We start from the raw sequence: 25,751 nt of genomic DNA on the forward strand, positions 1-25,751 counted from the left end.
GAGCAACTGTGTCACTGAGCAAGCTGTAAGTTAAGTTTTTTGAACAGGCTTTGTATGTGTATGAGCATCTTCCTCATTCCAGCGACGATGGCGCACTTGTACGGCTTGCCCTTGTCCCTGAGCTTCTGGACGTAAGGTCTTATCACTTCGTTGTGCACCGCAGCAGTTTTGGTCGCCATGTAGAGGCACCGTCTGACTTTGGCTCTACCCTCTTGGATGCGTCTTTTCTTCTTGGTCTTTCCGCTGTCGTCGTTGAAGGGGGCGATTCCAGCCAAGGCGACGATCTGGTTCCTGTTGAGGGACTCGATCTCGCTGAGGTGCGCGAGCAGGGTCCAAGCCGTGACTTCGCCCACGCCGCAGACCGAGAGGGCGATGCCTTGCTGGGAGCGCATCTTCGCGTCGCTTTGGACGAGCTCCCTGATGTCCTCTTCGATCGTCTCAAGCTCGTTCTGCACGATCGCGATCATGCGCTCGATGGATGGGTGGATGAGAGGATCGCTGTTTTGCCGCCGGTTTTTCTCGCGGCTTAGCTGTTCGCTCAGATGGCTTCTGCGGTCGAGCAGGGCGGCGAGCTGCTGGCGTTTTTCGCAGGGAGGCGTTTGGGGTCGTATGTTCTTCTCTTTCGCGAAGTTGCGAATCATGCGCGCGTCGATGGGGTCGGTCTTTGCCTTGACCCCCTCGCTCTTGGCGTAGTGTCGCACTCGAGCCGGGTTGACCCTGGCGAAGGGGAGGCCCTTGGCGAGGAGTTGCTGCATGAGGATTCGCTCGTATCCGCCGGTCGCCTCGAAGACGGCCAAGGGCGTCTTGAAGGTGGCGATGTGGTCGGTCAGCTCGCTAAGGGCGTCTGCTTTGTTGGATACGCTGAAACTTCGCTTGTCGCTGAGCGCTTCAAGTGTATCTTTCGATATGTCGATTGCGATAATGTCGTATTCGGTGGGATTCATGGCTTGTATCTGTCTTGTAGAGGTGAGCTCGCGTCTTTGATGACGGGCTCTTTCAACTGTTTGATATCCAAGCCAGGTCGCTTCGAGGGATCGCTGCTCAGCGCTGAGCTCGCTCAATGAGGGCTCCGGACGCAGATTGATCTCACTCGAAACGCGTTCGGACCGGTGGCCGCCGGTTCGAACGATCCTGGCATCCTCTGAAAATGCCATTTGCAGAGGGCTTTTCGAGCCCTTCCTCCGACGAGTTATGGACTCATTCTCGGAAGGGCTCAAAAAGCTGGAAATCAATGGTGGGGAACCTACAAGGACGCGGAGTACGCTGAGGTCTTTGAAATCTGTGGGAGTTGTATGCCGAGGAGACATCAGGGAGACATGAATGAGGGTGAAGGCTTGTTTTTTAACCGCAGATCACAGATTGGCGCAGATGGGGATTTAATCGGTGCCGGGTAGGGCGGACTGGCCCAGTCTGCCGTGGATTAATGATCCTGCAACGCGGCTGTCTGGGCCAGACAGCCCTACCCTCGCGAATACAGCACGCAGTTTTGATCGCACCGCGGCCGCTACTCGGCCTTGTTGGAGGCGAGGAGCTTTTGTACGGCGGAGAGGGCTGCCTTGAGGGCGAAGGGCTTTTTCAGCAGGATGGCGTCCTCGGGGATGTCGAACTGGGAGAGGAGCTCCTCGGAGTACCCGGTCATGACGATGACCTTCATGTCCTTGTTCTTTTTGGTGAGGCGCTCGGCCAGCTCGGAGCCGCGCATCTTGGGGAGAATGAGGTCGGTGATGAGGAGCTTGATGTCCTCGTGGGACTCTTCGAAGAAGTCGAGGGCGTCCTCGGCGGAATTGGTGGAGTACACCTGGTAGTTGTAGAGTCCGAGGAGGCCGGAGATGCAGTCGCACATGGTCTCGTCGTCTTCCACTACGAGGATGGACTCGCGCTCGCTGGAGGTGAAGTTTTCCGGAAGGCCGTCGTCGGAGCTTTCGTCCTCCGAGCTCTTGCTGGCGACGATGGGGAGGAAGATGCGGAAGCGGGTGCCTTTGCCTTTTTCGGAGGCGACTTCGATGTGTCCGTTGGCCTGCTTGACGATGCCGTAGACGGTGGCGAGCCCGAGGCCGGTGCCTTTGCCTTGCTCCTTGGTGGTAAAGAAGGGCTCGAAGATCCGCTTTTGGGTTTCGGGGTCGATGCCGGTGCCGGTGTCCTGGAAACTGAGCACGAGGTAGGGCTTGGCGTCCATGTAGTCGGGCAGGAGGACTTCGGCTTGGTCGGATTCGCAACTGACCATGGAGAGCTCCATCTGGCCGCCGTCGGGCATGGCGTCGCGGGCGTTGGTGGTGAAGTTGATGAGGATCTGCTCGAGGGCGGTCCGGTTGATGTTGACCCAAATGGGGGTGTCGGAGAAGCGGAGGTTGTACTGGATGTTTTCCGGTACGAGGCGACGCAGGATCTTCTGCATGTCGCGGGTGACCTTGATGGCGTCGAGGACCTCGGGCTTGAGGTTCTTGTTGCGGCGCGAGAAGGAGAGGAGCTGTTGGGTGAGGTCGGCGGCGCGTTCGGCGGCCTTGCGGATCTCGGAGATGAATTTCTTGTTGGGGTCGGCGTCGTCTATCTTGTCGATGACGAGATCGGAGAAGGAAAGGATGACGGCGAGGATGTTGTTGAAGTCGTGGGCGATTCCTCCGGCGAGGCGTCCGACGGCTTCCATCTTCTGGGACTGGAAGAGGTCTTGTTCGAGGCGGCGGATGTGGGAGACGTCGCGTTGGATGACGACGTAGTTCGAGACCTCGCCGTGAGGGCCGTGCACCGGGAAGGCTTTCCAGGCGATGATGAATTCGGCGCCGTCCTTCTTGTAGCCGACGGTTTCGCCGGCTGCGGGTTGGCCGGACTGGATGTCCTTGACCATTTCCTCGATGACGGACTCGTCGGTGGCGGGGCCGTTGAGGAGGGAGATGGGCTTGCCGATGACCTCGATGTCGCTGTAGCCGGTGATCTGGGTGAAGCCATCGTTGGTGTAGAGGATGCGGGCTTCGCCGCGTTCCCAGTTGGTGTCGGTGATGAGAACGCCTTCGCCGATGCTCTTGAGGGCGGTGGCGATAAGGCGGATTTGGTTCTCGGTGGTGACGGTTTGGCTGAGGTCCTTGAAGAAGAGCAGGGCGCCGGACAGCTCTGGGCGTTGGCGGTTGGTGTTGGGCTTGAGGTGGAAGCTGACGGGCAGGACGTTGCCGTTGGGGGTGTGGAGGTTTGCTTGGGCGTGGGCCAGCTGGGGATTGCGGTAGCGCTCGTCGGCGAGGTTGATGGACTGGCCGTTCTTGGGATCCGTGGCGAGGAAGACCTCGCTGATGGAGGCTCCGACGATGGAGGCGGCGTCGGTCGCGAGCGACTGGAGGGCTTGCTTGTTGGCCTTTTGGATGCGTCCGGTTCGATCGATTACGATGATTCCCTCGCTCGAAAACTCCAGGATGGAGTCGGCGAGGCTCTGGACTCCCTGGGAATCTTCCGCGTCGTGGTTGGCGGAAGGTTCGGGTTTCGACATGGCGTTGGATTCGTTGATTCGGGAGGTTGGGCTCAAGGAATCGGTACTGTTGGAAACGTGATGGAAAAATGCAACAATGCGCGTTTTGGCGATTCTACCTAAACGTGGATTGCACATGTTCGGCTGCGGGAGCCGGAGAGCCCTTGTAGTTGGGGGGAGACTACAAGGGTAGTCGGTTGCGATGCCTCCGGCGCGGCCGGCCGGGATCTAAGCGTCCTCGTATCCGTGGGGATGGGACTGGTGCCAAGCCCAAGCGGTCTCGATGATGCTGCGTATGGTGCCGTACTGGGGCGTCCAGTTGAGCTCTGACTTGGCCTTGGCGCTGTCGGCGTAGGCGGCCGGCACATCGCCAGCCCGCTTGGGCGCGAGGTCGTATGGGACGGGGCGGCCGGAGACCTCCTCAACCGTTTTGATGATCTCGAGCACGCTGGCGGGGGTGCCGGTGCCGAGGTTGTAGGTGAGCAGTTTGCCGTTTTCTTCCAGCAGCGGGAATGCGGCGATGTGGGCGCGGGAAAGGTCGTCCACGTGCACGTAGTCGCGCAGGCAGGTGCCGTCTGGGGTGGGATAGTCGTTGCCGAAGACCATCATCTTTTCGCGTTGGCCGAGGGCGACCTGGATGGCGATGGGAATGAGGTGGGTCTCAGGAGAGTGGTCCTCGCCGATGATGCCTCCTTCCGCGGCGCCGGAGGCGTTGAAGTAGCGGAAGATTGCGGCGCTCATTCCGTAGGCCTTGGTGCAGTAGTTGAGGATGACCTCAACGTCGGCCTTGGTCTGGCCGTAGGCGCTGATGGGGCGCAGGGGCATGGTCTCGTCGAAGGGAGGCTCCGCTTCCTCGCCCAGCACGGTGCAGGAGGAGGAGAAGACGAACTTGTTGACCCCGGCCTCGCGCATGGATTTGAGCAGGGAAACGGTTTTTGCGACGTTGTTTTCGTAGTGCTTGAGCGGGTCCTGCATGGATTCGCCCACTTCGATGAAGGCGGCGAAGTGCATGACGATGTCGATGGCTTCCTTTTTGAGGATATCGACAACCTTGGGGGAGTCGGCGAGGTCGACTTCGTGGAAGGTGACGCCTTCGGGGATCGAGTCCTTGTGCCCCTTGACGAGGTTATCGAGGACGATGGGGGTGTGCCCAGCGACCTGCAGTTGGCGCACGCAATGGCTTCCGATGTAGCCAGCTCCTCCTACTACGAGTACGTTCATGGGGCGAAACTGTGAGGAGTCGCAGTCCTATATCGAGCGTAAAGGAGCGTCTGACCCGCTTTTGAATGGAAGTGTAGGTTTTGGGGCGGTTCGTATTGACTAGGAAGTAAGATCACGAGATCGAGAAGGACGTTGAAAAGCAGCAGTGCCATTCCTCAAGCCCTTTTCTTGGATCGCGATGGAACATTGATTCGTTGGGTCCATTATTTGCATGATCCCGACCAGGTCGAGTTGTTGCCTGGCGTTGGAAACGCATTGCAGCGGGCGAAGTTAGCTGGGTGCTCTCTTTTTTTGGTTACGAACCAATCAGGTGTAGGACGTGGTTATTTCGAGCTCGATGCGGTGGAGGATGTGAATCGACGGATGTTTGAACTATTGGGGATGGATTCCTCATTTTTTGATGGGATTTGCATTGCCACTGAAAGTCCAGATACGGCTCGCGAGGACAGCTACCGCAAACCGAGTCCAAGGTATTTATTGGAGCAGATTGAAAAGCGAAAGCTCGATCCGGAGAGATGTTTCATGGTGGGGGATCGGTTGTCGGATGCGTGGACAGGAAAAAATGCTGGTGTGAATTCTGTCTTGCTCCCTTCGGCTGAAGAAGATCGGGGGGTGTTGCCAGCGTGGGTAGTTGAGGCCGTTTCGCTCGAGGCGTTTGTGGCTGATTGTTTCTAGGCCTAGCTCTGTTGTTTTTGCCTCCAGTTAGTCCCTACGTGAGCAAAAGGCACAGAAAATTGGCTCCACGGCGCTTGGCGGATCGTCTCGCTGATATTCCCCTGTCGAATTCGCTATTGCCTAGCCAGTTCATCGAACGCTCAATGAAGCGATGATGCCCCTTGAAATCAATTTTAAACCCGAGACCGTGGAGTTCATGAGCAAGGGCCAGTCATCTCAAAAAACTCGGAAGACTGGAAACGAATGGGAATTGGATGGAGTTGTCACTGGAGATCTTTGGTGATTTTTCAGGGGTCGAGCTCGTCCCGTCGTTTGAATTGCAATCGCCCAGAGATGATTAGAAAAGATAGAATCCTGTTGCTGACTGCCAAAGGTGTTGGAAGTTACTCGATTGTAAGCGAATACTATCGGAAGCTGCTGGAATCGTTGGGCTTTTCTGTGGACGAGCTTTTTCTTGGCAGGGGGGAAACGATCGAGGAGGGCCATTTGCCCCATGATGATTATGCGTTTGTCGTACATCATTTGTTGGGGGGGAACTGGTCCCCTCTACCTCGTTTCTTTAACGTAGCCGTGCCTGTCCATGAATGGAGTCGTTATCCGAGGGCGTGGGTTGGGCAATTGAGCAAGTTCGACGCGATTTGGGCGGTAAGCGAATTCGTATCCGAAACGTTGGCACGGAGTGGTCTGGGCGTACCGGTTTTTCCAGTGAAGCCACCTTTGGATCTGGAAGAGATTGCTATGAAGGAGGCCTGGGTTGCGGAGAAGCCATTTCGATATTATTCGGTGGGAGAACCGCATTTTCGTAAGGGATGGCATCTGCTTTTGGAAGCTTACCTCCTAGCTTTTCCCGACGACTCTGAAGCAAGATTGACGATAAAGACGAGCGAGGCTTGCGATTGGGAATCTCCGCGGAGTGATATTGAGATCGTCAAGGAGTGTTATTCGCGCCCGCAGCTTTTGGGGCGATACTCAGACTTCGACGCGTATGTGAGCGCGAGCTTGGGTGAGGGCTTGGGCTTGCCGGTCGCGGAGGCGGTGAGGGCAGGACTGCCTGTTATCGTGAACGATTGGGGTGGGCACAGGAGCCTATTGCGGCGGGGCTGTTTCGAGGAGATCGCCCATGAGGAAGTGGATCAATTGTTTTGTAGCGTGCCCGACTTTTTTGCACCTGAGCAAAAGTGCGGGTATTCTTCGCCGAGGCAGATTGCTGATGCTCTTTTGGATTGCAAACGTAGCTATGCGGCCCGCGATTGGAAGTTGTTGTCAGTGGAAGCTCGAGATCATCTGTTGAGCGTTTATGGGCTTGTTGCTGCTCAAGAGGCGCTGGGCAGCTTTTTAAGGCGGTCAGGGATTTCAGCTCCCATCTAACTGCTCTTGCTTAAATGGAAAAACCTTTGAATAGCAAAGAATCTATATAATGGCGTTAACGATACAGAGTACCATGATGTTGGTGAACGAGGCGAAACGTCGTTCTTTTGAGGGGCGGCTACTTTCGTTGGGAGAGCAAGACATTCGATTTGGCCAGGCTGAATTAAGTGAAATGGCGAAGCATTGCCGGTTTGAGCTGCGCGATATTGCCGGTGAACCGGAACTCGCGCGGAAGAAGTCACTCCGGTCGAAGGATTACCTCTCCATGTCGTATTTGATGAAGTCCTTAGGTTTCGAGAGTTGCAGCTCATTGGACCAATCCGATTTTGAAGGGGCTGAAATCGTCTTCGATTTGAATTCTAGCGAATTTCCCGAGGAGCACCGGGAGGGATATGATGTCGTCCTTAATGGCGGTACGTTGGAGCATGTTTTTCACCTGCCCAATGCGCTTTCGAATATTCACCAGTTTTTGAATACAAATGGGCGTATTATTCATGCGTTCGCCCCGTCCTCGAATTATATGGAGCATGGGTTCTACCAGTTTTCGTGTGCTTTCTTTTTAGATTATTACGCGGCGAATGGCTATTCGGTGGATACGCTGCAGGTGCTACGGCACAGCCTTACGGATGCGGATGCTCCGTATTGGGTGGCAGATTATTGGCCTGCTTTCCGATACGGAATCGAAGGTAAGCTAGATTCGGGAGATGGTCATGGATATGCTATTTTCTGTGTAGCCACGAAGAGTCCCGGAGCGACTTGCAATGTCGTTCCTCAGCAAAGCCACTATCAAAGCGTATGGCAGAGCGAGTTGTCCAGAGAATCGGATGGAGGGCGTTTGTAGTGCTGCGACAATCGTTTGAACGGGTCGTCGTTTTTGGGGCTGGAGAAGGCGGGCGGCATGCGTTTCAGCACCTTTCGAGGTCGTTCGAGGTCGTTGGCTTTATAGATAATGATCCTAGGAAAAAAGGCGGGCTCTTTTGTGGAGTTTCTGTCTATGGCCCTGATGATATAAGAGGATTGAAGCCAAAGTATATTTGTATAGCGTCTATACATGAGGAGTGTATTCGCGATCAGCTTTTGAAGATGGGTTTTTATGACTCCTGTATTCTAACGATGGAGCATGAGTTCTTAGTTTAGTTGTATGAAGGTGTTAGGGATTGCATATGGGTACCATGATTCTGCAGCTGCTTTGGTGGTCGATGGAGCTCTTGTCGTAGCTGCGCAGGAGGAACGTTTTAGCAGGGTGAAGAACGATTCTGCGTTTCCGATGCGAGCCATCGAATACTGCCTCAGCTTTGCGGGAGGAGTGGGCGAGGTTGATCTCGTTGTTTACTACGAAGACTGGAAAGAGAAGTTTGACCGAATCGTTTCGAGTAGTTTTGAGCATTATCCTTTGGGGAGGGGGTTTCTGGAAAACGCATTGAGAATTTGGGTGAAGGACCGGAAATTTGATCCACTCAGGGAGATACGCGAGAGACTGGTATTACCGCGGCGCAAGGTTAAGGCGGTGAAGCATCATGAGTCTCATGCGGCTGCGGCGTACTATCTATCTCCGTTCTCTGATGCAGCTGTCGTCACCTTGGATGGAGTGGGCGAGCACGAGGTGATGACGATATCGCATGGCGACGGGGATCGGTTGACGAAGTTGGTTTCGCAGCCATTGCCTGATTCGCTTGGCTTGTTCTACAGCGCGTTCACTTCTTACCTAGGCTTCAAGGTTAATGAAGATGAGTATAAGGTGATGGGGATGGCCGGATTTGGAGAGCCTCGCTTTTTCGACAAGATACGTTCGCTCGTAGCGTTTCAGGATGGTGGTCGTTTTACTATCGACCAGCGTTGCTTCAATTTCCTTACGCCGATCGAGAGAAGCTATAATGGATGGTTGGAGGAGCTGCTGGGGCCGAGCCGCGAGCAGGATTCGCCCTTTTTCAAGGAGGAGGTAGACGCTCCTGTTGCCCTTGGTGAGAACCAGCGATATGCGGACATCGCTGCGTCGCTGCAAAAAGTGACGGAGGAGATCATCCTTCATGTCGCGAGAGGGGCGATGGAGATGACGGGAAGCTCCTCGTTGTGTCTTGGAGGGGGAGTAGCTCTCAATTCGCTGGCTAACGGCAGGCTGCAGCGGGAGTTGGGTTGCCCGCTTTCGATACATCCTGCCAGTGGCGATGCAGGCGGTGCGGTGGGGGCCGCGCTTCTTGGATACAAGCGTTTCTTGAAGGGGGATCGTCGCTGTTCGATGGACGGGCCGTATTTGGGAAAGGACTACGGAGACGGATTCATAGAAGCCGCGATCGCGTCGAATCCGGATTGCGTGGCTTGTCGTTATGACGACGAGTCGGAGCTTTTGGATGCAGTGGCGGAGGCCATCGTATCCAACGAAGTCGTTGGCTGGTTTCAAGGTCGTTTCGAATGGGGGCCTAGGGCTCTGGGGAACCGGAGCATTTTAGGAAATGCGGCCCACCCGGATATGCAGGAGGTGATAAATAGGAAGATCAAGTTTCGTGAGCCGTTTCGGCCGTTTGCGCCGGCGGTTTTACCTCATCGTTCCAAAGAGTATTTTGAGCTCGCCGGCGAGGATTTTCTGGAAGGTCCGGAATCGTTCATGCTTTCGGTTCAAAAGGTCAGGCCGGAGAAGAGGGCTTTGATTCCGGCTGTTACCCATATCGACGGGTCGGCACGTGTGCAATTGGTCCGCGAGGAATGGAACGGGAGATTTTATCGATTGATTAAAGCGGTGGAGGCGAAGTCGGGAATACCGATCGTCATCAATACTTCTTTCAATTTGAAAGGGGAGCCAATCGTGACTGAGCCGGCGGATGCGATGCGTACTTTCGAATGGAGCGACATGGATATGTTGGTAATGGAAAACTGGATAGTGAGGAAAGCTCGATGATGCGAATCGCCTTGGCGCTTTGTGGCGATGGGATTGGCGAGAGTGAGGTCAAGCGGGCTCGCAGGTCGCTTGACCAGTACGGGTTCGACTATGAGATCGAGACGGTGTTGACGACGGCAGCCCTTGTCGAAACTTACAGCGAGGCTTTGGGCTGCGCTGTCGAGGTTTTCAAGGAGGCTGCTGTATCTCACTATGACGCGTTGCTTTACTACATTCCGGATACCCGTGTTCGATTGGGCAAGGGAGTGGGGCTTGGCCTTGAGCAGTTTGGATTCGCGTTTTCTTGGGCAGGTCGGTTGGAAGCCTTGAATGAGAAGTCGAGGGAGCTTCTCAAGGCCGAGGACGAGCACCATTTTTCTAGGGCGACTGCAGATCGGGACCAATTCTATTATTTTCCCTATGGGTATCTCTATCGCGACTCTGCTGTGGGAAGAGTCAATGAGATGGGATTTCGCGTGCCCGACGATTTGGTCGAGGTATCGAAGCGTGATCGAACGAAGGAGAAGGTCGTTTGTGTGTTTGGGGGCTCGGCGGCGTTTAGCATGAATTGCCTTCAGGACGAGATGTTCGCGGCCCGTTTGGAGATCCTATTAAACGAATCGCCACGCGATGGCTTGCGATACCGAGTGTATAATTTCGGGATGCATGGGCATGTAATGCTAAATGAAATGTTTAGTTATTTGCTTTATGCCGAACGCTTGCAGCCGGATTTCGTAATCGCTCACGATGGGTTCAATGACCTCGCTTACGGGTGCAATAGCGACAAGTTGCTTATGGAGAAGCATTCGATTGTCTTTCAGGAGAACTTGGAGCTCTGGCCGTTTCTCTTGGAGGGAAGGGAGGAGGCGGCGAAGGAGCATTCGGAGCGCTTTTTTCGTGTGACGAATTTTCCTAAGGGAATTGTCGAGAGCTACCTCGAGCGAAAGGCGCAGTTTCGCTCTGTGGTCGAGCGCTCTGGCGCCCGTTTTATTTCGGCTTTCCAGCCTTTCCTTAGTCAAAAGGCGACGCTTACGGCTTGGGAGAGGCGAGTGTGCGTAAGCTGGACGAAGCGAAACCCTATGCGGCCTTATTTCGAGCGAATGGGTTTTTTGTTTGAGACTTATTTAAGGTTGAGGGATGAGCATGGATTCTCGGATGACCTGGACTTTCGAGCATCTATGAGCGAACGGGGAGACGAGTCGCTCTTTGCTGATTTCGTGCACTTGCGTCCCGAAGGCGATCAAATGGTAGCGGAAGAGTACAAGCGTTGGTTTGACCAAAATGACAGATAGAGAAGGAGATGAAAAAAGGTATTTGGAAGTATATTAGAGTCGGACTGTCCCTGATCAAAGGCGGCAAGTTTTTCGCGGGAGTATTTGTATTAGCGGCGAGTCCTTGGCTGGCTAGGGTCGAACGATCGGGAACCGGCGGAAAGATTTCACCGTTTGTCTACACGATGCAATGAGCTCTAGTTGGCTAAATCGTTTATATCGTCTGTTCTCTCGTTTCTATAGATTTAAGCGGCGAGCCGAAAAGGATCGGACAAAACAAGGTAAGTCCTAGTCCTTGTATCATTTACGTTTTGTCTCCGGATCCCCAAAATGTGATGATTGGTATGTTTGGGAATCGGGTTGAAGCTGTTGATAGCATTTCCGGTTCGTAGGATTTCGAGGAGATTATGATCGTGCCTATTTTGTCGAAGGCGTCTCCGAACTTGCGCACTTCTATTCCTTGAATGCTGGTTCTCGTATTTTCGAGCGAGCTAACCCATATTCGGGTAGGCTTCGGCAGGTTTAGTGCATTCCAAGCTTTTAGCAGGATATCGGTGTGCGCTCCTGCTCCGTAGATATAGGCAGGGTAAGTCAATCGGGTCTTGTCTAGCGATTTGAGTTTACGATAGAGCGTACCTCCCATGCCTGCTAGAAAGAACCTGTCATCAGGGATGGGGCAGGGAGGGAAAGGGAAACTGAAAGCGTTTTTAGGGTCTATCTCAAAAAAGTCCAATGCCCTCGAGTGATATATATCTGTCTTTAACTGTTCAGGCAAAATGCTGAGATCTTCGGTCAGAACTTTAAGGGTAGTCGCCCGATCGGTAGCGTTTCTCGATCCGGCGTTTGCGTATGAGGTGGAGCAGAGACGCGCGTATGCGGTAGGTTTCGGCTGGTAGCAAACTCCGTGGGAGCAGGCGAGACAAAGAGTCGTGTACCAATCCGAGTAAAAGCGATGTTCGGATTTGAATAGGCCGTGACGTTGGAGAAGTGACTTTCTGTAGATGGCGGTATGGGAGTGGATTGGGCTTGTTCCCAGCATTCCGTGAAGTTGAGTTGGCGAAAGGTAGGCAGGGCTTGCCGAAAGGCTTAAAGTTTCGACGGCAGCGTCCTCGGGAGAGTTTAGGAAGTAGGCGAGATCACCGCAGCTCAAGCCCGCTTCCCTATTCGATTCTAGTAGTTCAATTGCTTGGGAGAATGTGGAAGCCTCGCTAAGGTCGTCAGCGGCTCTCAGAATTATATACTCTCCCTTTGATTCGGAGATACCCCGATTCATGGTGGGGACCACTCCGAGCCGTTCCTTGTTTTTGAAAAATCGGATCGGAAGGCCGTCGAGTTGTAGGGATTTTATAACATCGATGCTGTTGTCGCTCGAGGCGTCGTCGACTATGATTATCTCTATCGAAAGCTGGGATCCCATTTGGGAGCGGATACACTGCTCGAGGTAGGTTCCGTGGTTGTAGTTGGGAATGACAATTGAAAGGGTTGGGCTCATCATGAAGGATCGCTAGAGGTCAGCGAAGGCAATTCGATCAATTGAGACGCCGCGCTTGAGGAGTGATTCCAGGATTTCGTCACCATACATGCTAGCGATTAGTATCTGGGAATCTAGATCGTCGACTGCTGTTTGCGGGGCGACGATCGGTTTGCCATGGCGTGTTTTACCATGGAGTTCCGGATTGCTGTCGCTGAAGCCGATGGCGGAATTGGGATTTGGAAGCGACTTCAACGCTTTTTCTCCAGTTACGCCGGTGCCGTAGATGTAGAGGGAGTGGTAGGTTTTTTGATTTTGCAGAGTTTCGACCAATTCTCTCAGTGATAGGAGTTTTCCGGATTCTTTGGTCAGTGCCGCCTGTTTGGAGAGGATGCGTTCCAGCAGTTCGAAGCTGCCGGCAGGAATTTTGGTTTTCCATTGGCTTAGCTCCTGTTGAAAGCGCGTTGGGTCGAGGTTTTCTTCAATTGCCGCCAGGACGATAAGCATCGCCTCGCTGAGTCGCCCGAGGCTTGCGATGGCGCCTGTTCTTAAGGCGAGGGCGGCGGAGCGATCGTGGCAGAATGCAGCTGCGACGGCGCTGTAGCTGGCGAGTTTCTGTTTTTCACCGGCTTTGGACGCTTCGAGGCACGCGGCGCGCCAGAAGTCGTAGTTGCGGGGGGTATCCGCTTCCCATTCTTCGATTGCGGATGTGATGGTAAGGAAATTGTCGTCTTCCCAAACCAATTTCTGTTTGTCGCTGCTTTGTGGCCAGGGCTGTGTTGGGTAAAACCCCTCTTTGGCGAAGTATTCGATGTTGGATACGTTTACTCCCGGGGTAACAAGTTTGAAGGAGAGGTAGGGGGAGTTGCTTTGGTAGCAGAGAATGGCGGGGCCGTTGTTTACGAAAAGGTTGAGCGTGCAGCTCTGGTAGAGCGCTTGGCGGATCTTTAGGTTGTAGCAGGGCGTTTGCCAAAGCGTTTCATTGGGCCAGTCGTCGATGGCGGTAACTGCGGTCTCGGTGTCAGGTACGACAATGACTCCGTATCCTCTGGCTTGGAGCCAAGTCGTTGCTGATTTCCACTCTTCGATGTTGCTGTTTCTAGGAGCGAAGGAATGGGTTTGCCGCAGTGTGATGGAGACAATGCCTTTGGCCGCTTTCGGCAGGTTTTTCTGTATCCATTCCATGGATATACTGAGGGCTTGTGGGTCCGCCTCCCACTTGGGGAGCGTGCGCTCTGCTTTTACTGCGGCCAAAAATTCGCTCACGCAAAATTGGGCGTGCGGCTTTTCGATATCGTACCCGATCGGGTAACGCTGGTTTTTGGGGGAGAATTTCTCGAGCCAGGCGGCGGCTTCATTTCTCGATTTGAAACTGAGGACGGAGCAATTGGGAGCGCAGATGGAGATTAGGGGCAGGACGAGTTCGGTGAGCCGCCATCTCTGTTCGTTGATTGGGTAGGTATCGTCGTTGCTGCGGAAGCCAGCCTTTTTCCCGGGGATGAGAACGATCGTTTCCAGTTCGCTGGATTGGCTTTTGGCCTGGGCTTGGGCGAGGGCGATCGCGCCTGCGACGTCGAAGGTTTCCGGGCTTACTTCCAGGTCGTAGCAAAGGATCATCGGGGCTAGGCCTTTTTGAATACTTCCTTTATGTATTGGTCGACTGCGTCAGCTCTCTGTTCCCAAGTATGGTCGCGCAGGGTGCGGCGTTGGGCGGCCTTGGCGATATCGTCTCTGGCCTTTGGATGGTCGAGCAGGTAGTTCAGTTTCTCGATACACTCTTCGTAGGAATGGTAGGCGACGAGTTCGTGATCGAGTTCGAACAAGGACGATAGGTTGTCTCCGTAGTCGGTGAGCAGGCAGGTTCCAATGCCGGTCGCTTCGAAGAGTCGCATGTTTTCGACCTGGCCCGGATGGGCACTGGAATGCTTGTTGAATACGACTTTGGATTGCTGAAGCACTTGGTACATATCCAGTCCCATGAGGCCTGGGTGGCAGCGATTTGGGAACTGCGTTGGGAGCGGGGGTTCGCTTGATTGCTCTGGTTCCGACTGTTCCGCCAGCCAGCACTCAAGTTGGGTGTCGCGCAGGAGGTTTCTGAGGAACTCTAGCCGGTCGCGGTGGTGGGTGCCGTACCCGCCATGCCCGGAGTAGCCGAGGAAGGAAAAGTCGAAACTTTGACCGTGGAAAGGAGACTGCCATGCGTCGACCTTATCCAAGACTTTAGCTTCGAAAGCATGGGGAAGGAATCGAGCTGCGATTCCTTGTTTATTGTACTCTTCCAAGAGGTTAGCGGCTCCCGTCAAGAGCAAGTCGACGTCTTCGAGTCCGGGTTGGTAGATGGGGAAGCCCCTGTAGACGATGGTCCCTTTGAGGAAGGGATAGTAGTTCTTGAGGCGTCTTCGTATGGCCGGCGGGAGCGTGGATATGTCTTGGAAGTAGAGAAGGTCTGGTTTGATGGTCTCGATTTGCTTGAGGAGGATCTCCATGCGCCAGCCACCTTGGGGGCAATCGAAGCCGTTCTCTTTGGCCCATTGGAACTGAAGGCTTTCCAGGTCGGTTACCACCTCGTCGCACTCGTACCCCAGTCCTCTCATGTATTCGGAAAACCGATTCAGATGGACTGGCGAGAAATCGAGCAGAAACTGCTTGTGTTGGGCGTAGGGTAGGTCGCGGATCCAGAGGTTTCTGCGATAGAAATCGGCAACCACGGGATAGTAGTTTAGCGAGCAGACTTTTAGTATTTTCAAAGGAGTGCAGGGTCGATGCTTGCGAAGATGTCGCGGATTTTCGTATTCAGATTTTCGGGTAAACTAATTTTCGGGATATTGCTTCTGGCGGCAACTAGGGGATGGAACTGTAGGTTCATGGCCAGGAGGATGTTTCCAAGGATCCGATTCGCATTCTCGTAGTCGAGAGAGGCGCTGATATACCACAGGTCGAACAATGACCCAGGCGCGGGGAGTTGTGATGAGGTGACGAATGATTCGGACGCGGCGTACGTCAAAAGCGAGTTGGCGAACGAAATTGGGTCGCCGTAGGTTAGTTCGAAAACGAAAGGCGGGTGTGCTTGGTTTCTGTTTTGCTTTTCGATGAGGGTTCGGGCGAAGGGCGCGGCCTCGCTGTAGCGGCCTGAGAGCGTGAGGTGGGCGACAAGCGTGATGGTGTCGCCCTCTGCGAGGGTTTTGGGCAGGGGCGGGATCGCGTATTCTTCCGCGTCGGGGAAGCATGCGAGGAATTGGGCGTAGGTCGCCAGTAGGTTGGGGAACTGAGCGCTTGTGGACTCAAGAAAGGCTTTGGTCGCGTTCAGCAGCGCGGTCCGAGGAGCTTGTTTGTTCAGTGGGGCGTTTATGCTTTCCGGAAAAAGCGCTGCTTTGAGGACTTGACCGACTTCGGTTTCCGTTGAGCACTGAGTGGCGGCTTTTTCCCAATCGCCCGCTGTCAGAGCCCTGCTTGCAGCGATCTGCCGTTGCGCGTCTGCGGGAAGTTCGACTCCTTCGATTGTCGCGGCCATGTTTGATAGTTGAAAAATGGATGCGGAAAGAGGCTCGATATTATCCAGGGAATTGAAAGCTAGATTGGTGGGGATGGAGGGGTATTGGGCTATCGCATTGGACAAGGGTGAGATTTCCAGACGTTTGGATTGGCCTAGATATTTGAGGTGCTCTGCAAGTCGTCTTGCGGTGGTTTCCTCGTTTAGCGAGGCGGCCGCAAGTATGGTATTCGCCAATACGTGATGGCCCTTTTTCTGGACGGGCGGATGGGGGATTGGTTCGTCTTTCGTCAGCTCTCCTTTTTGGGCAGCCAGGTACCACGCGGCAGATACGGGTGGCTCGTTCCCGAGTAGGAGCCGGTAGGCCAGTGGGGACCTGGAAGCGCTTGCGCAAAGGCCTGCTAGGGCGCTGGATTGGGCGAAGCCGGTTTGTTGCGGGCCGTGCCAAGGGTAGCCGAGGAAGGATCGGTAGAGCAGATTTCTCGCTTCTAGGTTCGCGCTTGCTGGCTTGCTGGGGAGTGGGCCGAAAATTTGCCTGAGACAAAGTGAGAGCTGCCTGATCTTGACCTCTTTCGGTGGGGGGAACGGGTAAGGGATCTGGAGCCACCCCAGTTGGCGTATCCTGAGATGGGAAATCGTATTTTGGGTCCAGCACGCGAAGGAGCAATTGTTCAAGTGCGCCTTTGCTGCGAGGCTGACGAGGAAGCTAGTGTCGTTGGAGATTCCGAGTACTATGCCATCGGGAGGGATGGGCAGAGTTGTGGAGGGACCGATGTTTTCGGCGGTGATGATTCTGTGTTCGCCATCGGGTAGTTGGATTACGAATACGGAAGAGATAATCGTCTCAACTACGTTGGTAGCGTTTTTCGAGAGTTTGGAGTCAATCACGCAAAGCGCGGATGAGGGGGTGCTCCCAGCTTTGCGGTTATCAGATGTCGCGATGCAGATTCCTCTCTTGGCGATTTTTCCGACCAAAGGCGGGTCGATAGGGTCGCCCCATTCCTCTAGGAAAAAGTCGGTGTAGATGGGAGTCGCCGAATCCTCGGCGAGCGCGGTGAATTGCTCAGGTAGCGGAGTGGGGTTTTGGATACTTAGGAACGGGGCGGAGTTGGCATCCAAGATCTCAGGCAAGGGAGCGGTTTGACCATCCTGCGTAGTAGCGAAATGGCGCTCTTTCGCGCTGTGATCCTTTCGGTAGAGGGAAGTCCAAGGTTCGCTGTCTTTCCAATTGTCTGGCGGCATGATACGTTGTTTTTGGCGAACTCGGGGAAATTAGTTTAGGGGGCCGAGCGACTGGATCAAGTCGTCCAGTCTGGTTGCTATTTCCTTTTCGAGCGAAGCGTCTTGGGCGTCGTCGTTTTTGGGAAGGAGTGTCGTTGGGTCGAGTCTACTTTTCAGGATGATGTAGATCCACCTCATTTTGCAGCAGGCTTCGACGACGGGCAGGCGTTGCAGGACGTCTGTCCGTTGGCTTGGGCCGAGCATTTGGAGAAAAGCTTCTCTCCAGGCTGCCTTTGTTTGTTCAGGGAAGTTGTTTCTGGGTTGCAGAAAGAAGTCGCTGAGGGTCTTGGCCGGGTCGTCCCAACCCGCATACTCGAAGTCGATGAATTTCAAAGTCCCGTTTTCCAATCGGATGGCATTGTGCAGGCCGAAGTCGGACGGGGAAATGATAAAAGCGTCTCGGCTGCTTCGCGCCTTGAAGCGGGGATGGGAGATGGCGGTTTTTGCGAGGGACTGGAAGGCGTCTTCGAGCGGACCGCAGATCCACTGGGACCAAGGGGTGGGCGATTTGGTTTGAAGGGCTTGAGACAGCCATGCGTTGCGTCGAGGCGAGAGGGAGGCGAGGTGTTCCTGAAGGCTGTCGCAGGCTTCGGCTGCGGGTGGAAGGGCGCGTGCGCGTTCCGAATCCCTGCCTGATTGAAGTTGGGTTAGGAAGGAGAGGCATTGCAGGGCGTCCGACTCGTTTGACCTGTTGGTAAGGCTAGCGAGTTCACCAGGGATGTATTGCAGGATGGAGCACTGGGCGTCGGCGTTGCTGGAGAGCAGTTGTGGGCAGCTGTCCGGCGCGACGATTTGGGCGTACTGGAGAAAGGATGTTTCTCGCACGTAGCGTTGGTTGGAATCGCCCGTGGGATAGAGTTTGGCGACGCGAAAGGGGGGAACGCTGGTGCGGAAGACCTGGCTGTTGACGCCGCCTGCGAGCGGCAGGAGGGGCTCCGATTCCGCGAGGTTTATGCAGCTGGAGATTCTCTCTAGGTGGCTTGCTGAGTTAGGACGTGGCGAGGGATTTGGGCTATTCTCCGGACTCGGGATCGACTCGAGCAAGCGGGGGAGGTCTTGCCAATTGCTAAGCTTTTTCGATTGAGAGGCGAGAGGGGAGCCGGGGCAGAAGAGGATGCCGGTGCTTTCGGCGGGGAACTGGGAGTCTGCGAGGATATCTTCGAGGTCGTCTATGAAAATGTCGCAACGTTCTTCCCGAATCTTGTGCAGTTTATGATCACGCGTTTCGTTCAGGTGAACGGAGTTCAGGGGGATGAGGGAGCCGAGTTCCCTCTCTATCCATTCCAAGGCGTACTCGTGGAAGGGGTAGGGCGGTCCGGCGTTTGGGAATCGAGTCTTGTGGCTAATGATGCAAAGGCGGTGCCCAGCCTCTTTCAATGCCTGAAGGGTGGGAATCAAGTTGGGGTAGGGGTGTGCGTGGGCCAGCAGGGGGCCGTAGACTTCGCCTTGGATCTTGCTCCATTCCCATTCTCCATCGTTTGCGGATCTTATTTTGTTTTGGAGCGATTTTTTTGGGGTGGAGCTAGGGTCGAGCTCGATACCAAGACGGCCAGCGATCTCCACGAAAAGGGAGTCGTAGCAGACGATGGTGTTGTCGAAGTCTATGCCGATGCGCATCGCTTAGTAGTTCATGATAGCGTGTATCACTTCACCTGAGCGCATTTTGGCAATCAGAGTGTTTACGTCCTCGAGTTTTCCGCGATGGGAGATGAAGGAGCGAGGGTCGAATCTACCGTCCTCGATCATTCTTACCAAGCGAGGGATGTCTTCCGCTGGGAGGCTGCCGCCACCTTCGGAGCCGGTTAAGGTTTTGCCCAGGTGGAGCGGCAGAGTGTGGAGGGAAACGGATTTGCTGGAAGGCATGACTCCGTACAAGACGGTTTTCCCTTTCGGATGGGTGAGCCGATAGCAGGTTTCGATGATCGAGGGGACGCCGGTGCCATCCAAGACAACGTCGGCGCCTTGCTTGCCGAGGATGGATAAGAGTTTTTCTTCCAGGTCCTCGTCGCTCCCAAGCAGGGCGTGTGTGGCTCCGTGCTTTTTCGCGGTATCCAGTTTATGGGGATGAATGTCGACGGCTACGATTGGGTGTAGCCCGGCTAGGGATGCACCCAGTATCGCTCCTAATCCAATTCCTCCTGCTCCGAAGATGAGGAGGGATTGGCCGATGCGGGCTTGGGCGTCGCGGTTTATGATGCCGAAGCCCGTTGTGATGGTATCGGCCAGCAATGCTGCGGTTTCCAAGTCGAAATCGTTAGGAATGGGCGTGACGCGATTTTCCGACAGGATGGAAAAGTGGTTGAAGGTGGTGATGGCGCCTGCGTTCACGATCTGGGAGCCGCGTTTGTATTTTGGGGGGCGGGCTTGAATACCGGCGCCAGGCCGCCAGTGGGCGACAACGCGGTCTCCGGGTTTTACTACGCTGACTTCGGGGCCGACTTCCCGAACGATGCCACCTCCCTCGTGGCCCAGCAGGTGGGGGAGCCAGCGGTCGGGACCTTTGACGCCGTCGATCTCTCCGATCTGGGAGCCGCAGATACGGGAAGTCTTGAATTCCACGAGGACTTGTCCGTAGCCGAGGGAGGGGATTTCGACTTCGTCCAGTTCAAGCTCGGATCGTTGATTTACGAGGATGGCGGCGAGCGTTTTCATTCGAAATAGATGTATCCGTGATCGCCCGTGTAGCCGGTTTGCTTGAACCACCAATCCCATTCCTCTGGGGTGTTGAAGGCTTCGCAGGTGAGCTGCCAGTAGAGCAGGTTGGCCTTTTCCGATTCGTTTCGGTAGGACTCGACGCAGATGAATTTCTTGTCCTTCCCGACGCGTTCGATTTCGCGCAGGGCAAGATCTAGGTCGTAGCAGGGCAGGTTGTGTAGTGTGTTTATCGATACGACTAGGTCGAAGGAATTGTCTTCGAAGGGAAGCTTGCGGGCGTGGCCTTCGACGATGGCGTTTCTGATTTCCTCCTTGGAGTCCGAGATGGCGTAGCTGGAGATGTCTAGGCCTACGACTTCGACGCCCGGCACTGCTAGGGTGAAGTCGTAGAGGAGGTAGCCTTTGCCGCAGCCAACGTCGAGGATTCGGTCGCCGGCCTTGAGTCCGTAGTGCGCTGCCATGGCCCGGGCGACCTTGAGCCAGCGGCCGTCGTATTTCATCCCGCCGTAGCCGGTGAGGCGGTTGCCGTCCCAGTAATCGTAGTCCCAGAGCTTGGCCTTTTCTGCGGCTTTAGCTTTGGGGTATTCGGTTACGCGAGCGACGTAGTCGCGGCTTGTCTGCTTGTGAACGAGGCTGATGAAGTCGAGTTCTGCCATGGTGGCTCAGGTTGGGTTTGCTTCTTGGCGCAGGCGAGAATGGATTTTGTCAGCGATGTCCTGGGCGGTGAGGCCGCAGGTTTCTCGCGAATCTTGTTGGGTAGTGGTTCGGTGGATGAAGGTATTTGGCGTTCCGATACGGATGAGTTGTCGGGTGTCCAGTCCTTGATCGTTTGCCCATTCCAAGGTTGCGGTTCCGAGGCCGCCGTTGCGGTTGTGCTCTTCCAGGATAAAGATGGGTTGGCCCGATTCGAAGAGCGTCTCGAGGAGCTCGGTGTCGAGGGGGTGGACGGAAGGGGAGCTGAAGAGGGAGATCGAGGTCCCGCGGGCCGAGAGCAGCTGTCGAGCTTCGGCGGCATGCGGGAGCAGGTTTCCGCTAGCTAGGAGGGCAGCTTGTTTGCCATCGCCGAGAGAGATGCATCGTCCGAGCAGGGGTTGGGAGATGGCTTCGGTATGGACGAGCGGCTCGCGTTTTTTTCCGATACGCAAGTAGCACGGTTTTTCGGACCTGAGGGCATCGGCGAGTCCGGCTCGCACTTCCCAGGCGTCGCCCGCGTTGAGGACCTGCATGCCCGGGATGGCGCGCATAACGGCGATGTCTTCGAGGGCGTGGTGGGTGGCTCCGTTGGAGGCGTAGGAAAGGCCTCCGCCCACGCCGACGATGCAGACTGGGAGCCCGTGGTAGCCCACGTCGAGGCGTAGCTGCTCGTAGGGGCGGTAGATGAGGAAGGACGCGATGGTGTAGATGACGGGGCGCATGCCGGCCATGGCGAGTCCGGCGGCCATACCGACCATGTTGGCTTCCGCGACGCCGCAGTTGATGAAGCGTTCGGGGAAGCGTTCCTTGAACGAGTCGAATAGGCGGTTGCCGATATCGCCGCTCAGGAGGATGATTCGAGGATCGTCCTGGGCGAGTTTCTCGATTTCTTGGGCGAAAGCGTTTCTCATGCGAGTCCGAGCTCCTTGTTTGCGGCGATTACTTCGTCGGCGTTGGGGATGCGGTAGTGCCAATTGTTGTCGTCTTCCATGAAGGAGACGCCTTTCCCTTTGATGGTGTCGGCTATGATGGCGGTCGGTTTGCCGCTTGGGTGGGGGAAGGAGCTCAACGCTTTGTCGATGGCAGCGAAGTCGTGTCCGTCGATGCGATGGGTTTCCCAGCCGAAGGAGGCGAATTTTTCGTGCAAGGGCTCCAGGGCGAGGACTTCGGCGCTGCGGCCGGTGGCCTGCCATTTGTTGACGTCAACGATGGCGCAGAGCTTGGGCAGCTGGAGGGCCGCGGCGGTCATGGCCGCTTCCCAGATGCTGCCTTCGTTGCATTCTCCGTCACTGAGCAAGGCGAAGGTTTTCGCGTCAATGTTTTGGATACGGTTTGCTAGGGCGACCCCAGTTGCCAAGCCCAGGCCATGGCCTAGGGAGCCGGTGGAGGCTTCGATTCCCGGCACGCAGTTGCGGCTGGGGTGTTCGGGGAGCCGGGATCCGGGTTCGGCGTAGGTTTGGTCGAGTTCGGATTCGGGGAAGAATCCTTGTTTGGCGAGCACGGCGTAGAGGGTGGTGACGGCGTGTCCTTTGCTGAGGAAGAAGCGATCGCGGGTGGGGTCTTGCGCGTTTTGCGGGTCGATTCTCAGGTGGCTCTTGTAGAGGGCGACGATGAGGTCGGCGCAGGAGAGGGAGGATCCGAGGTGAGGGGTCCGGGCTTGGTGGGAAAGTTGTATGACTTTGCTTCTGATGCTGGCGGCGTAGGTGCTTAGGTCTTTCATGGGAAGCGAGTGGACGGTCGGGCTATCGGGGCAGGATCATTTCCGGCTCGAGGAAGAAAACGTTCTCTACCGGTATGTCTTCCAGGCATAGTTGCTCGAATATCTCTATGGCGGCCATGCTTGCGATAAGGATGTAGTCGTAGCTTAGGGCTTGGGTTTGGTGGATATTGTATATCGGGAGATTGTCGACGGTTTGGTTTTGCTTGGCGGGGTCGTTGTCGATGAATCCGATGGGGCGTAGCCAATGGGGAAGTCGATTCTTAGCCAGCTTGCCGCCTTGGCCGGCTCCGAAAATGAGGCAGGTCTTGTTGGTGGCGGTTTGGCCGAGGCGTTGTTCGGATAGTGCGGTGAAGGAGCGTCGGAGACGCCAGGCGCTGCCGTCTTTCATGAGTACGGCGTAGGCATTCCCGATGCCGGCCGCGGCGGGGTGGATTTTTCGCGACCCCCATTGTTTTGCGGCATGGGGAAAGCGTTCCTGTGCGGAGATGAGGGTAAGGAGGGCTTCGTGGTAGCGCTCGAGTGACAGCATGGATTCGGCTCGGAGCAGCCATGCTTCGAGGGAACGTGGGGCGAAGGCAACGAAGCAGGCGGACCATTGGCTAGCTGTTTCGAAACGCTCTGCGGAGAGTTCGTCCCGGATGCTCTTCTCGAACCGTTGATCGTTCCAGAGGCCGGTGCCTTCCTTTCGGTCGACCATGACCTCGAATGCTTTCGTTATCATGTCGTAGTGGTCGTCTTCCCAGATCAGGATTTGGGTGTCGTTGGCGCAGGGCCATTGGCTTCCGGGGTAGAAGCGTTCCTTTTCGAAATAGGCCAGGTCCGAGCAGTTTATGCTGCGGGTAACCATTTTGAAGTGGAGGTAAGAGATGTTGTCGGTCTGCGCGTTGAGGCAGGCGGGGCCGGTGTTTACCGCCATGGATAGCCACGCTAGCTGGTAGAGGGCAAAGCGGAGCTCCAGATTGAAGCAGGCTTCCGTGAAGGTGGGGACGCCTTGAATGTCGCCTCTTTGCTGGAGGGCGAGTTCGGTGTCCGGCACTAGGATGGGATAGTATCTAGCTGGATCGAGCGACTTCGCGAAGCGTATCCATGAATCTATGTCGCTATTGCGAGACGATTGGTAGTTCGCCTGGCGAAAGGTGATTACGATGAGGCGTCTGTCTCCGACGACATCGGATCGCCATGACCTCAGATATTCGATGGATTGGGGACTGGGACTGAACCGAGCCGTTTTCTCTCCTCTTCGTTCCGCATCGCAGAATTCCTTTATGCTGAAAACGGCGGTGGGGGCATCGGGGCTGTAGTCGTTGGGAAATACCTCTGCGGCCTTTTGTTGGGCTGCAGTCCAGGCATTTTTTGCCTCTTCTCGCGTGTGGCAGATGGTGAACGATGCCTCGGGTAGAAAGGCGAGGGCCGATGGGGCGAGGAGCTGCCTTAGCCTCCAGTTGGAGTGGTCGATGGCGTGAGGGTTTCCGGTGGTCCGATAGCCGTCCTTAAGCCCCGGAACGATAATCAGATGGCTTTGGCTGATGCCGCGTTTGGCCATCCAGTCTTTGGCGAGGAGCAGGAAGAGGGGGAAATTGTACGATTCCGGAGCGACTTCCAGATCGTAGAAGAGGCAGGCGGAATTCGGGTTGTTTTCCTGTTTGCGGCTGCGTGTCATTTTTCTAGCGAGCGGCGATGAGTTGTCGTCTCTGGCTCTTGAAGAGGGTGGTCAGAAGATGGGCGTGGGCGATGGTCCACGGGGACTTCATATTTCTGGTATTGTTTTCCTGATACGCTTTTTCCGCGATGTCTCGAACGTGTTTCCCTTTCCAGTAGGGCGACTGGAGGAAGGCGGGGTCGTTGACGATCTCGCGGAGCTTTTCGTTGAAGCCTTCGCCGAGCCATTTCTCGAAGGGTTCGAGGAAGCCGACCTTTGACTTTCGCAGCCGAATCGAATCAGGAACGGCTTCTACCACGGAGTCGCGGAGGATCTTCTTGGAATAGCCGTTGGCGATCTTGTCGGAGGACGGGAGCGAGAAGGAGTAACGAACGAGTCGCCAGTCCAGGAAGGGCGAGCGGACTTCGACGCCGTGGGCCATGGAGAAGCGGTCGAAGTTTCGCAGGATGGTCGGAAGGGTGGCGTAGTGGAAGTCGTAGTACAGTCGCTTCTGGAGATGGTTGGCGGACTGGAGGTGGCTTTCGTCGGCTGCGTAGTAGGGGAAGCGGGATGTGTAGCTCGTTTGGGGAAGCCAGGAGGTGCAGAAGCGTTTGGTAGGCTGCGGAAGGTTCTTGGGAATGTATTCGGAGGGCTGGTAGTGTGGGGGAATCTCGCCTGCGGGAAACATGGAGCGGACGCATTCCTGGATTTCTCTGGCGCTGGGCAGGCCGGGCCGAGCGAGGTTTGCCCGGTCGAGCAGGTGGAAGATCGGGTGGTGGTGGTATCCTCCGAGAAGCTCGTCTCCCCCGTGGCCATCGATGGAGACGACGACCTTCTTCCGGCGCATCAACTGGTAGAGGAACCAGATGGTCCCGCGAAAGCTGTAGATTTCCTCTTGGCTGAAGGTGATGGCGTCCAGCTGCTCGAGGGCTTGCTGGGGGGAGGTGGCCATGAATTCGCCTTTTACGCCGGTGTTGCGGATCATCTCCTGGGCGAAGGCGGTTTCGTCCTGTTGGGAATTTGGATACGAGCTGACGAAGGAGGTATAAGAGTGGGGGGCGGAACGTTGACCGGAGGAAACGTTCGCTTGCGTGATGGATCCTAGGATGGAGCTCGAGTCGAGCCCTCCGCTGAGGGCGGTGCCGATCGGGACGTCGCTCCTCATGCGCAATCGGCAGGCGTCGTTGAAGAGTTCGCGGAAGCGTTCGATTCGCTCGGTGTAGGAGGTTGGAACCTCTTCGAGGTGTTCGAGCGTCCGCCACCAACGCCGCAGCACGGGCGGGCGATTGCCGCGTCGAAGGTAGAGGGAGGTGCCAGCGGGGAGGCGTTTGACGTCCTTGAGGATGGTTTGCTCGGTGGCTTCGAGGAAGTTGTCTCCGAGTATGGAGATGCCGATGCTTTCCTCGTCGAAGTCGAATGGCCACTGGGGGAGGGCGAGGAAGGCTTTGAGCTCGGAGGCGAAGGCGAAGGTGGAGCCGTCGTACCAGTAGTGAAGGGGTTTTACGCCGAAGCGGTCGCGGGAGAGGAAGAGGCTGCAGCGAAGCTTGTCCCAGATGGCGAAGGCCCACATGCCGTTGAACTTGAGCTGGCAGTCTGGGCCCCATTCCTGGTAGGCGGTGAGGAGGACTTCGGTGTCGGATTCCGAGTGGAAGCGGTGTCCTTTCGCCTCCAGCTCCTGACGGATTTCCAGGAAGTTGTAGATCTCGCCGTTGAAGGTGACGACGAAGCGCTTGTCGGCGCTGCGCATCGGTTGGGCTCCTTCTTCCGATAGGTCTAGGATGGAGAGGCGGCGATGGCCGAGGAACAGGCTGTCGTTTACATCGAAGAAGGTGCCTCTGCCGTCAGGGCCTCGATGCGCGAGCGTGTCGATGAAGGTGTCCATCGTTGGGCGATGGAGGGGCCTAGAGTTCAGGTTCCAGCAACCAGCTATGCCGCACATATCGA

At 55.7% G+C, this 25,751-nt stretch carries 19 protein-coding genes; 5 read left to right on the plus strand and 14 right to left on the minus strand.

Features of this window, described 5'->3' with window-relative positions; genetic code table 11:
• Nucleotides 1-11: 11 nt before the first annotated feature.
• From IEN85_RS17910 to galE, 3 genes are all read right to left on the minus strand, one after another.
• The gene (locus IEN85_RS17910; protein ID WP_224772532.1) at nt 12-1,154 is read right to left on the minus strand and encodes an IS110 family RNA-guided transposase; all 1,143 of its coding nucleotides are present in this window, start codon (nt 1,152-1,154) and stop codon (nt 12-14) included.
• A gap of 350 nt (nt 1,155-1,504) precedes the next feature.
• Nucleotides 1,505-3,472: a hybrid sensor histidine kinase/response regulator gene (locus IEN85_RS17915; RefSeq protein ID WP_191618486.1), complete on the minus strand. Its 1,968-nt coding sequence runs from the start codon at nt 3,470-3,472 to the stop codon at nt 1,505-1,507.
• Between the two features lie 207 nt (nt 3,473-3,679).
• Complete coding sequence (galE, locus tag IEN85_RS17920; protein WP_191618487.1) at nt 3,680-4,672, minus strand: UDP-glucose 4-epimerase GalE; 993 nt, start codon at nt 4,670-4,672, stop codon at nt 3,680-3,682.
• Nucleotides 4,673-4,804: 132 nt separating this feature from the next.
• Between galE and IEN85_RS17925 the strand changes: the two genes are divergently transcribed.
• From IEN85_RS17925 to IEN85_RS17945, 5 genes are all read left to right on the plus strand, one after another.
• The gene (locus IEN85_RS17925; RefSeq protein ID WP_191618488.1) at nt 4,805-5,347 is read left to right on the plus strand and encodes a D-glycero-alpha-D-manno-heptose-1,7-bisphosphate 7-phosphatase; all 543 of its coding nucleotides are present in this window, start codon (nt 4,805-4,807) and stop codon (nt 5,345-5,347) included.
• Nucleotides 5,348-5,680: 333 nt separating this feature from the next.
• Complete coding sequence (locus IEN85_RS17930) at nt 5,681-6,715, plus strand: glycosyltransferase (protein ID WP_191618489.1); 1,035 nt, start codon at nt 5,681-5,683, stop codon at nt 6,713-6,715.
• A 73-nt stretch (nt 6,716-6,788) separates the two neighbouring features.
• Nucleotides 6,789-7,556, plus strand: coding sequence for a class I SAM-dependent methyltransferase (locus IEN85_RS17935; protein ID WP_191618490.1), 768 nt, complete (start codon nt 6,789-6,791; stop codon nt 7,554-7,556).
• A gap of 300 nt (nt 7,557-7,856) precedes the next feature.
• A complete protein-coding gene (locus IEN85_RS17940) occupies nt 7,857-9,608 on the plus strand; it encodes a carbamoyltransferase family protein (protein ID WP_191618491.1) in 1,752 nt (583 codons plus the stop codon).
• Nucleotides 9,605-10,879 carry a hypothetical protein gene (locus tag IEN85_RS17945; protein WP_191618492.1) on the plus strand — a complete coding sequence of 425 codons (1,275 nt, stop codon included), beginning with the start codon at nt 9,605-9,607 and terminating at the stop codon, nt 10,877-10,879. The genes IEN85_RS17940 and IEN85_RS17945 overlap by 4 nt, the downstream gene beginning before the upstream one ends.
• Before the next feature lie 283 nt (nt 10,880-11,162).
• On the opposite strand, the gene IEN85_RS17950 is transcribed toward IEN85_RS17945, so the two are convergent.
• The 11 genes from IEN85_RS17950 to asnB are packed head-to-tail and all read right to left on the minus strand — an operon-like array spanning nt 11,163 to nt 25,746.
• Complete coding sequence (locus IEN85_RS17950) at nt 11,163-12,353, minus strand: glycosyltransferase family 2 protein (protein ID WP_191618493.1); 1,191 nt, start codon at nt 12,351-12,353, stop codon at nt 11,163-11,165.
• Nucleotides 12,354-12,362: 9 nt separating this feature from the next.
• Nucleotides 12,363-13,946: a hypothetical protein gene (locus IEN85_RS17955; protein ID WP_191618494.1), complete on the minus strand. Its 1,584-nt coding sequence runs from the start codon at nt 13,944-13,946 to the stop codon at nt 12,363-12,365.
• A gap of 5 nt (nt 13,947-13,951) precedes the next feature.
• Nucleotides 13,952-15,076, minus strand: a complete 1,125-nt coding sequence (locus IEN85_RS17960) for a CgeB family protein (protein WP_191618495.1) — start codon at nt 15,074-15,076, stop codon at nt 13,952-13,954.
• Nucleotides 15,073-17,061 (minus strand): hypothetical protein, encoded by a 1,989-nt coding sequence (locus tag IEN85_RS17965; RefSeq protein ID WP_191618496.1) that lies wholly within the window; start codon nt 17,059-17,061, stop codon nt 15,073-15,075. The genes IEN85_RS17960 and IEN85_RS17965 overlap by 4 nt, the downstream gene beginning before the upstream one ends.
• A 30-nt stretch (nt 17,062-17,091) precedes the next feature.
• On the minus strand, nt 17,092-18,717 hold the full coding sequence (locus IEN85_RS17970) for a phosphotransferase (RefSeq protein ID WP_191618497.1): 1,626 nt from the start codon (nt 18,715-18,717) through the stop codon (nt 17,092-17,094).
• A 3-nt stretch (nt 18,718-18,720) separates the two neighbouring features.
• Entirely contained in the window at nt 18,721-19,752 is a 1,032-nt protein-coding gene (locus IEN85_RS17975; RefSeq protein ID WP_191618498.1) for a zinc-binding dehydrogenase, read from the minus strand.
• A complete protein-coding gene (locus tag IEN85_RS17980; protein WP_191618499.1) occupies nt 19,749-20,411 on the minus strand; it encodes a class I SAM-dependent methyltransferase in 663 nt (220 codons plus the stop codon). Before IEN85_RS17980 ends, IEN85_RS17975 begins: the two co-directional genes overlap by 4 nt.
• A 6-nt stretch (nt 20,412-20,417) precedes the next feature.
• The gene (locus tag IEN85_RS17985; RefSeq protein WP_191618500.1) at nt 20,418-21,359 is read right to left on the minus strand and encodes a transketolase family protein; all 942 of its coding nucleotides are present in this window, start codon (nt 21,357-21,359) and stop codon (nt 20,418-20,420) included.
• Nucleotides 21,356-22,168: a transketolase gene (locus IEN85_RS17990; RefSeq protein ID WP_191618501.1), complete on the minus strand. Its 813-nt coding sequence runs from the start codon at nt 22,166-22,168 to the stop codon at nt 21,356-21,358. The genes IEN85_RS17985 and IEN85_RS17990 overlap by 4 nt, the downstream gene beginning before the upstream one ends.
• 22 nt (nt 22,169-22,190) lie before the next feature.
• Complete coding sequence (locus tag IEN85_RS17995; RefSeq protein WP_191618502.1) at nt 22,191-23,828, minus strand: nucleoside-diphosphate sugar epimerase/dehydratase; 1,638 nt, start codon at nt 23,826-23,828, stop codon at nt 22,191-22,193.
• 4 nt (nt 23,829-23,832) lie between these two features.
• Nucleotides 23,833-25,746: an asparagine synthase (glutamine-hydrolyzing) gene (gene asnB, locus IEN85_RS18000; protein WP_191618503.1), complete on the minus strand. Its 1,914-nt coding sequence runs from the start codon at nt 25,744-25,746 to the stop codon at nt 23,833-23,835.
• Nucleotides 25,747-25,751: the final 5 nt, after the last annotated feature.

This window comes from Pelagicoccus enzymogenes, from assembly GCF_014803405.1.
In the GTDB taxonomy this organism is placed as follows: domain Bacteria; phylum Verrucomicrobiota; class Verrucomicrobiia; order Opitutales; family Opitutaceae; genus Pelagicoccus; species Pelagicoccus enzymogenes.

Coding starts and splice junctions, on each gene's coding strand:
- IEN85_RS17910 (WP_224772532.1), bottom strand. CDS start 1,154: ATGGCATTTTCAGAGGATGCCAGGATCGTTCGAACCGGCGGCCACCGG.
- IEN85_RS17915 (WP_191618486.1), bottom strand. CDS start 3,472: ATGTCGAAACCCGAACCTTCCGCCAACCACGACGCGGAAGATTCCCAG.
- galE (WP_191618487.1), bottom strand. CDS start 4,672: ATGAACGTACTCGTAGTAGGAGGAGCTGGCTACATCGGAAGCCATTGC.
- IEN85_RS17930 (WP_191618489.1), top strand. CDS start 5,681: ATGATTAGAAAAGATAGAATCCTGTTGCTGACTGCCAAAGGTGTTGGA.
- IEN85_RS17935 (WP_191618490.1), top strand. CDS start 6,789: ATGATGTTGGTGAACGAGGCGAAACGTCGTTCTTTTGAGGGGCGGCTA.
- IEN85_RS17940 (WP_191618491.1), top strand. CDS start 7,857: ATGAAGGTGTTAGGGATTGCATATGGGTACCATGATTCTGCAGCTGCT.
- IEN85_RS17945 (WP_191618492.1), top strand. CDS start 9,605: ATGATGCGAATCGCCTTGGCGCTTTGTGGCGATGGGATTGGCGAGAGT.
- IEN85_RS17950 (WP_191618493.1), bottom strand. CDS start 12,353: ATGATGAGCCCAACCCTTTCAATTGTCATTCCCAACTACAACCACGGA.
- IEN85_RS17955 (WP_191618494.1), bottom strand. CDS start 13,946: ATGATCCTTTGCTACGACCTGGAAGTAAGCCCGGAAACCTTCGACGTC.
- IEN85_RS17965 (WP_191618496.1), bottom strand. CDS start 17,061: ATGCCGCCAGACAATTGGAAAGACAGCGAACCTTGGACTTCCCTCTAC.
- IEN85_RS17970 (WP_191618497.1), bottom strand. CDS start 18,717: ATGCGCATCGGCATAGACTTCGACAACACCATCGTCTGCTACGACTCC.
- IEN85_RS17975 (WP_191618498.1), bottom strand. CDS start 19,752: ATGAAAACGCTCGCCGCCATCCTCGTAAATCAACGATCCGAGCTTGAA.
- IEN85_RS17980 (WP_191618499.1), bottom strand. CDS start 20,411: ATGGCAGAACTCGACTTCATCAGCCTCGTTCACAAGCAGACAAGCCGC.
- IEN85_RS17985 (WP_191618500.1), bottom strand. CDS start 21,359: ATGAGAAACGCTTTCGCCCAAGAAATCGAGAAACTCGCCCAGGACGAT.
- IEN85_RS17990 (WP_191618501.1), bottom strand. CDS start 22,168: ATGAAAGACCTAAGCACCTACGCCGCCAGCATCAGAAGCAAAGTCATA.
- IEN85_RS17995 (WP_191618502.1), bottom strand. CDS start 23,828: ATGACACGCAGCCGCAAACAGGAAAACAACCCGAATTCCGCCTGCCTC.
- asnB (WP_191618503.1), bottom strand. CDS start 25,746: ATGTGCGGCATAGCTGGTTGCTGGAACCTGAACTCTAGGCCCCTCCAT.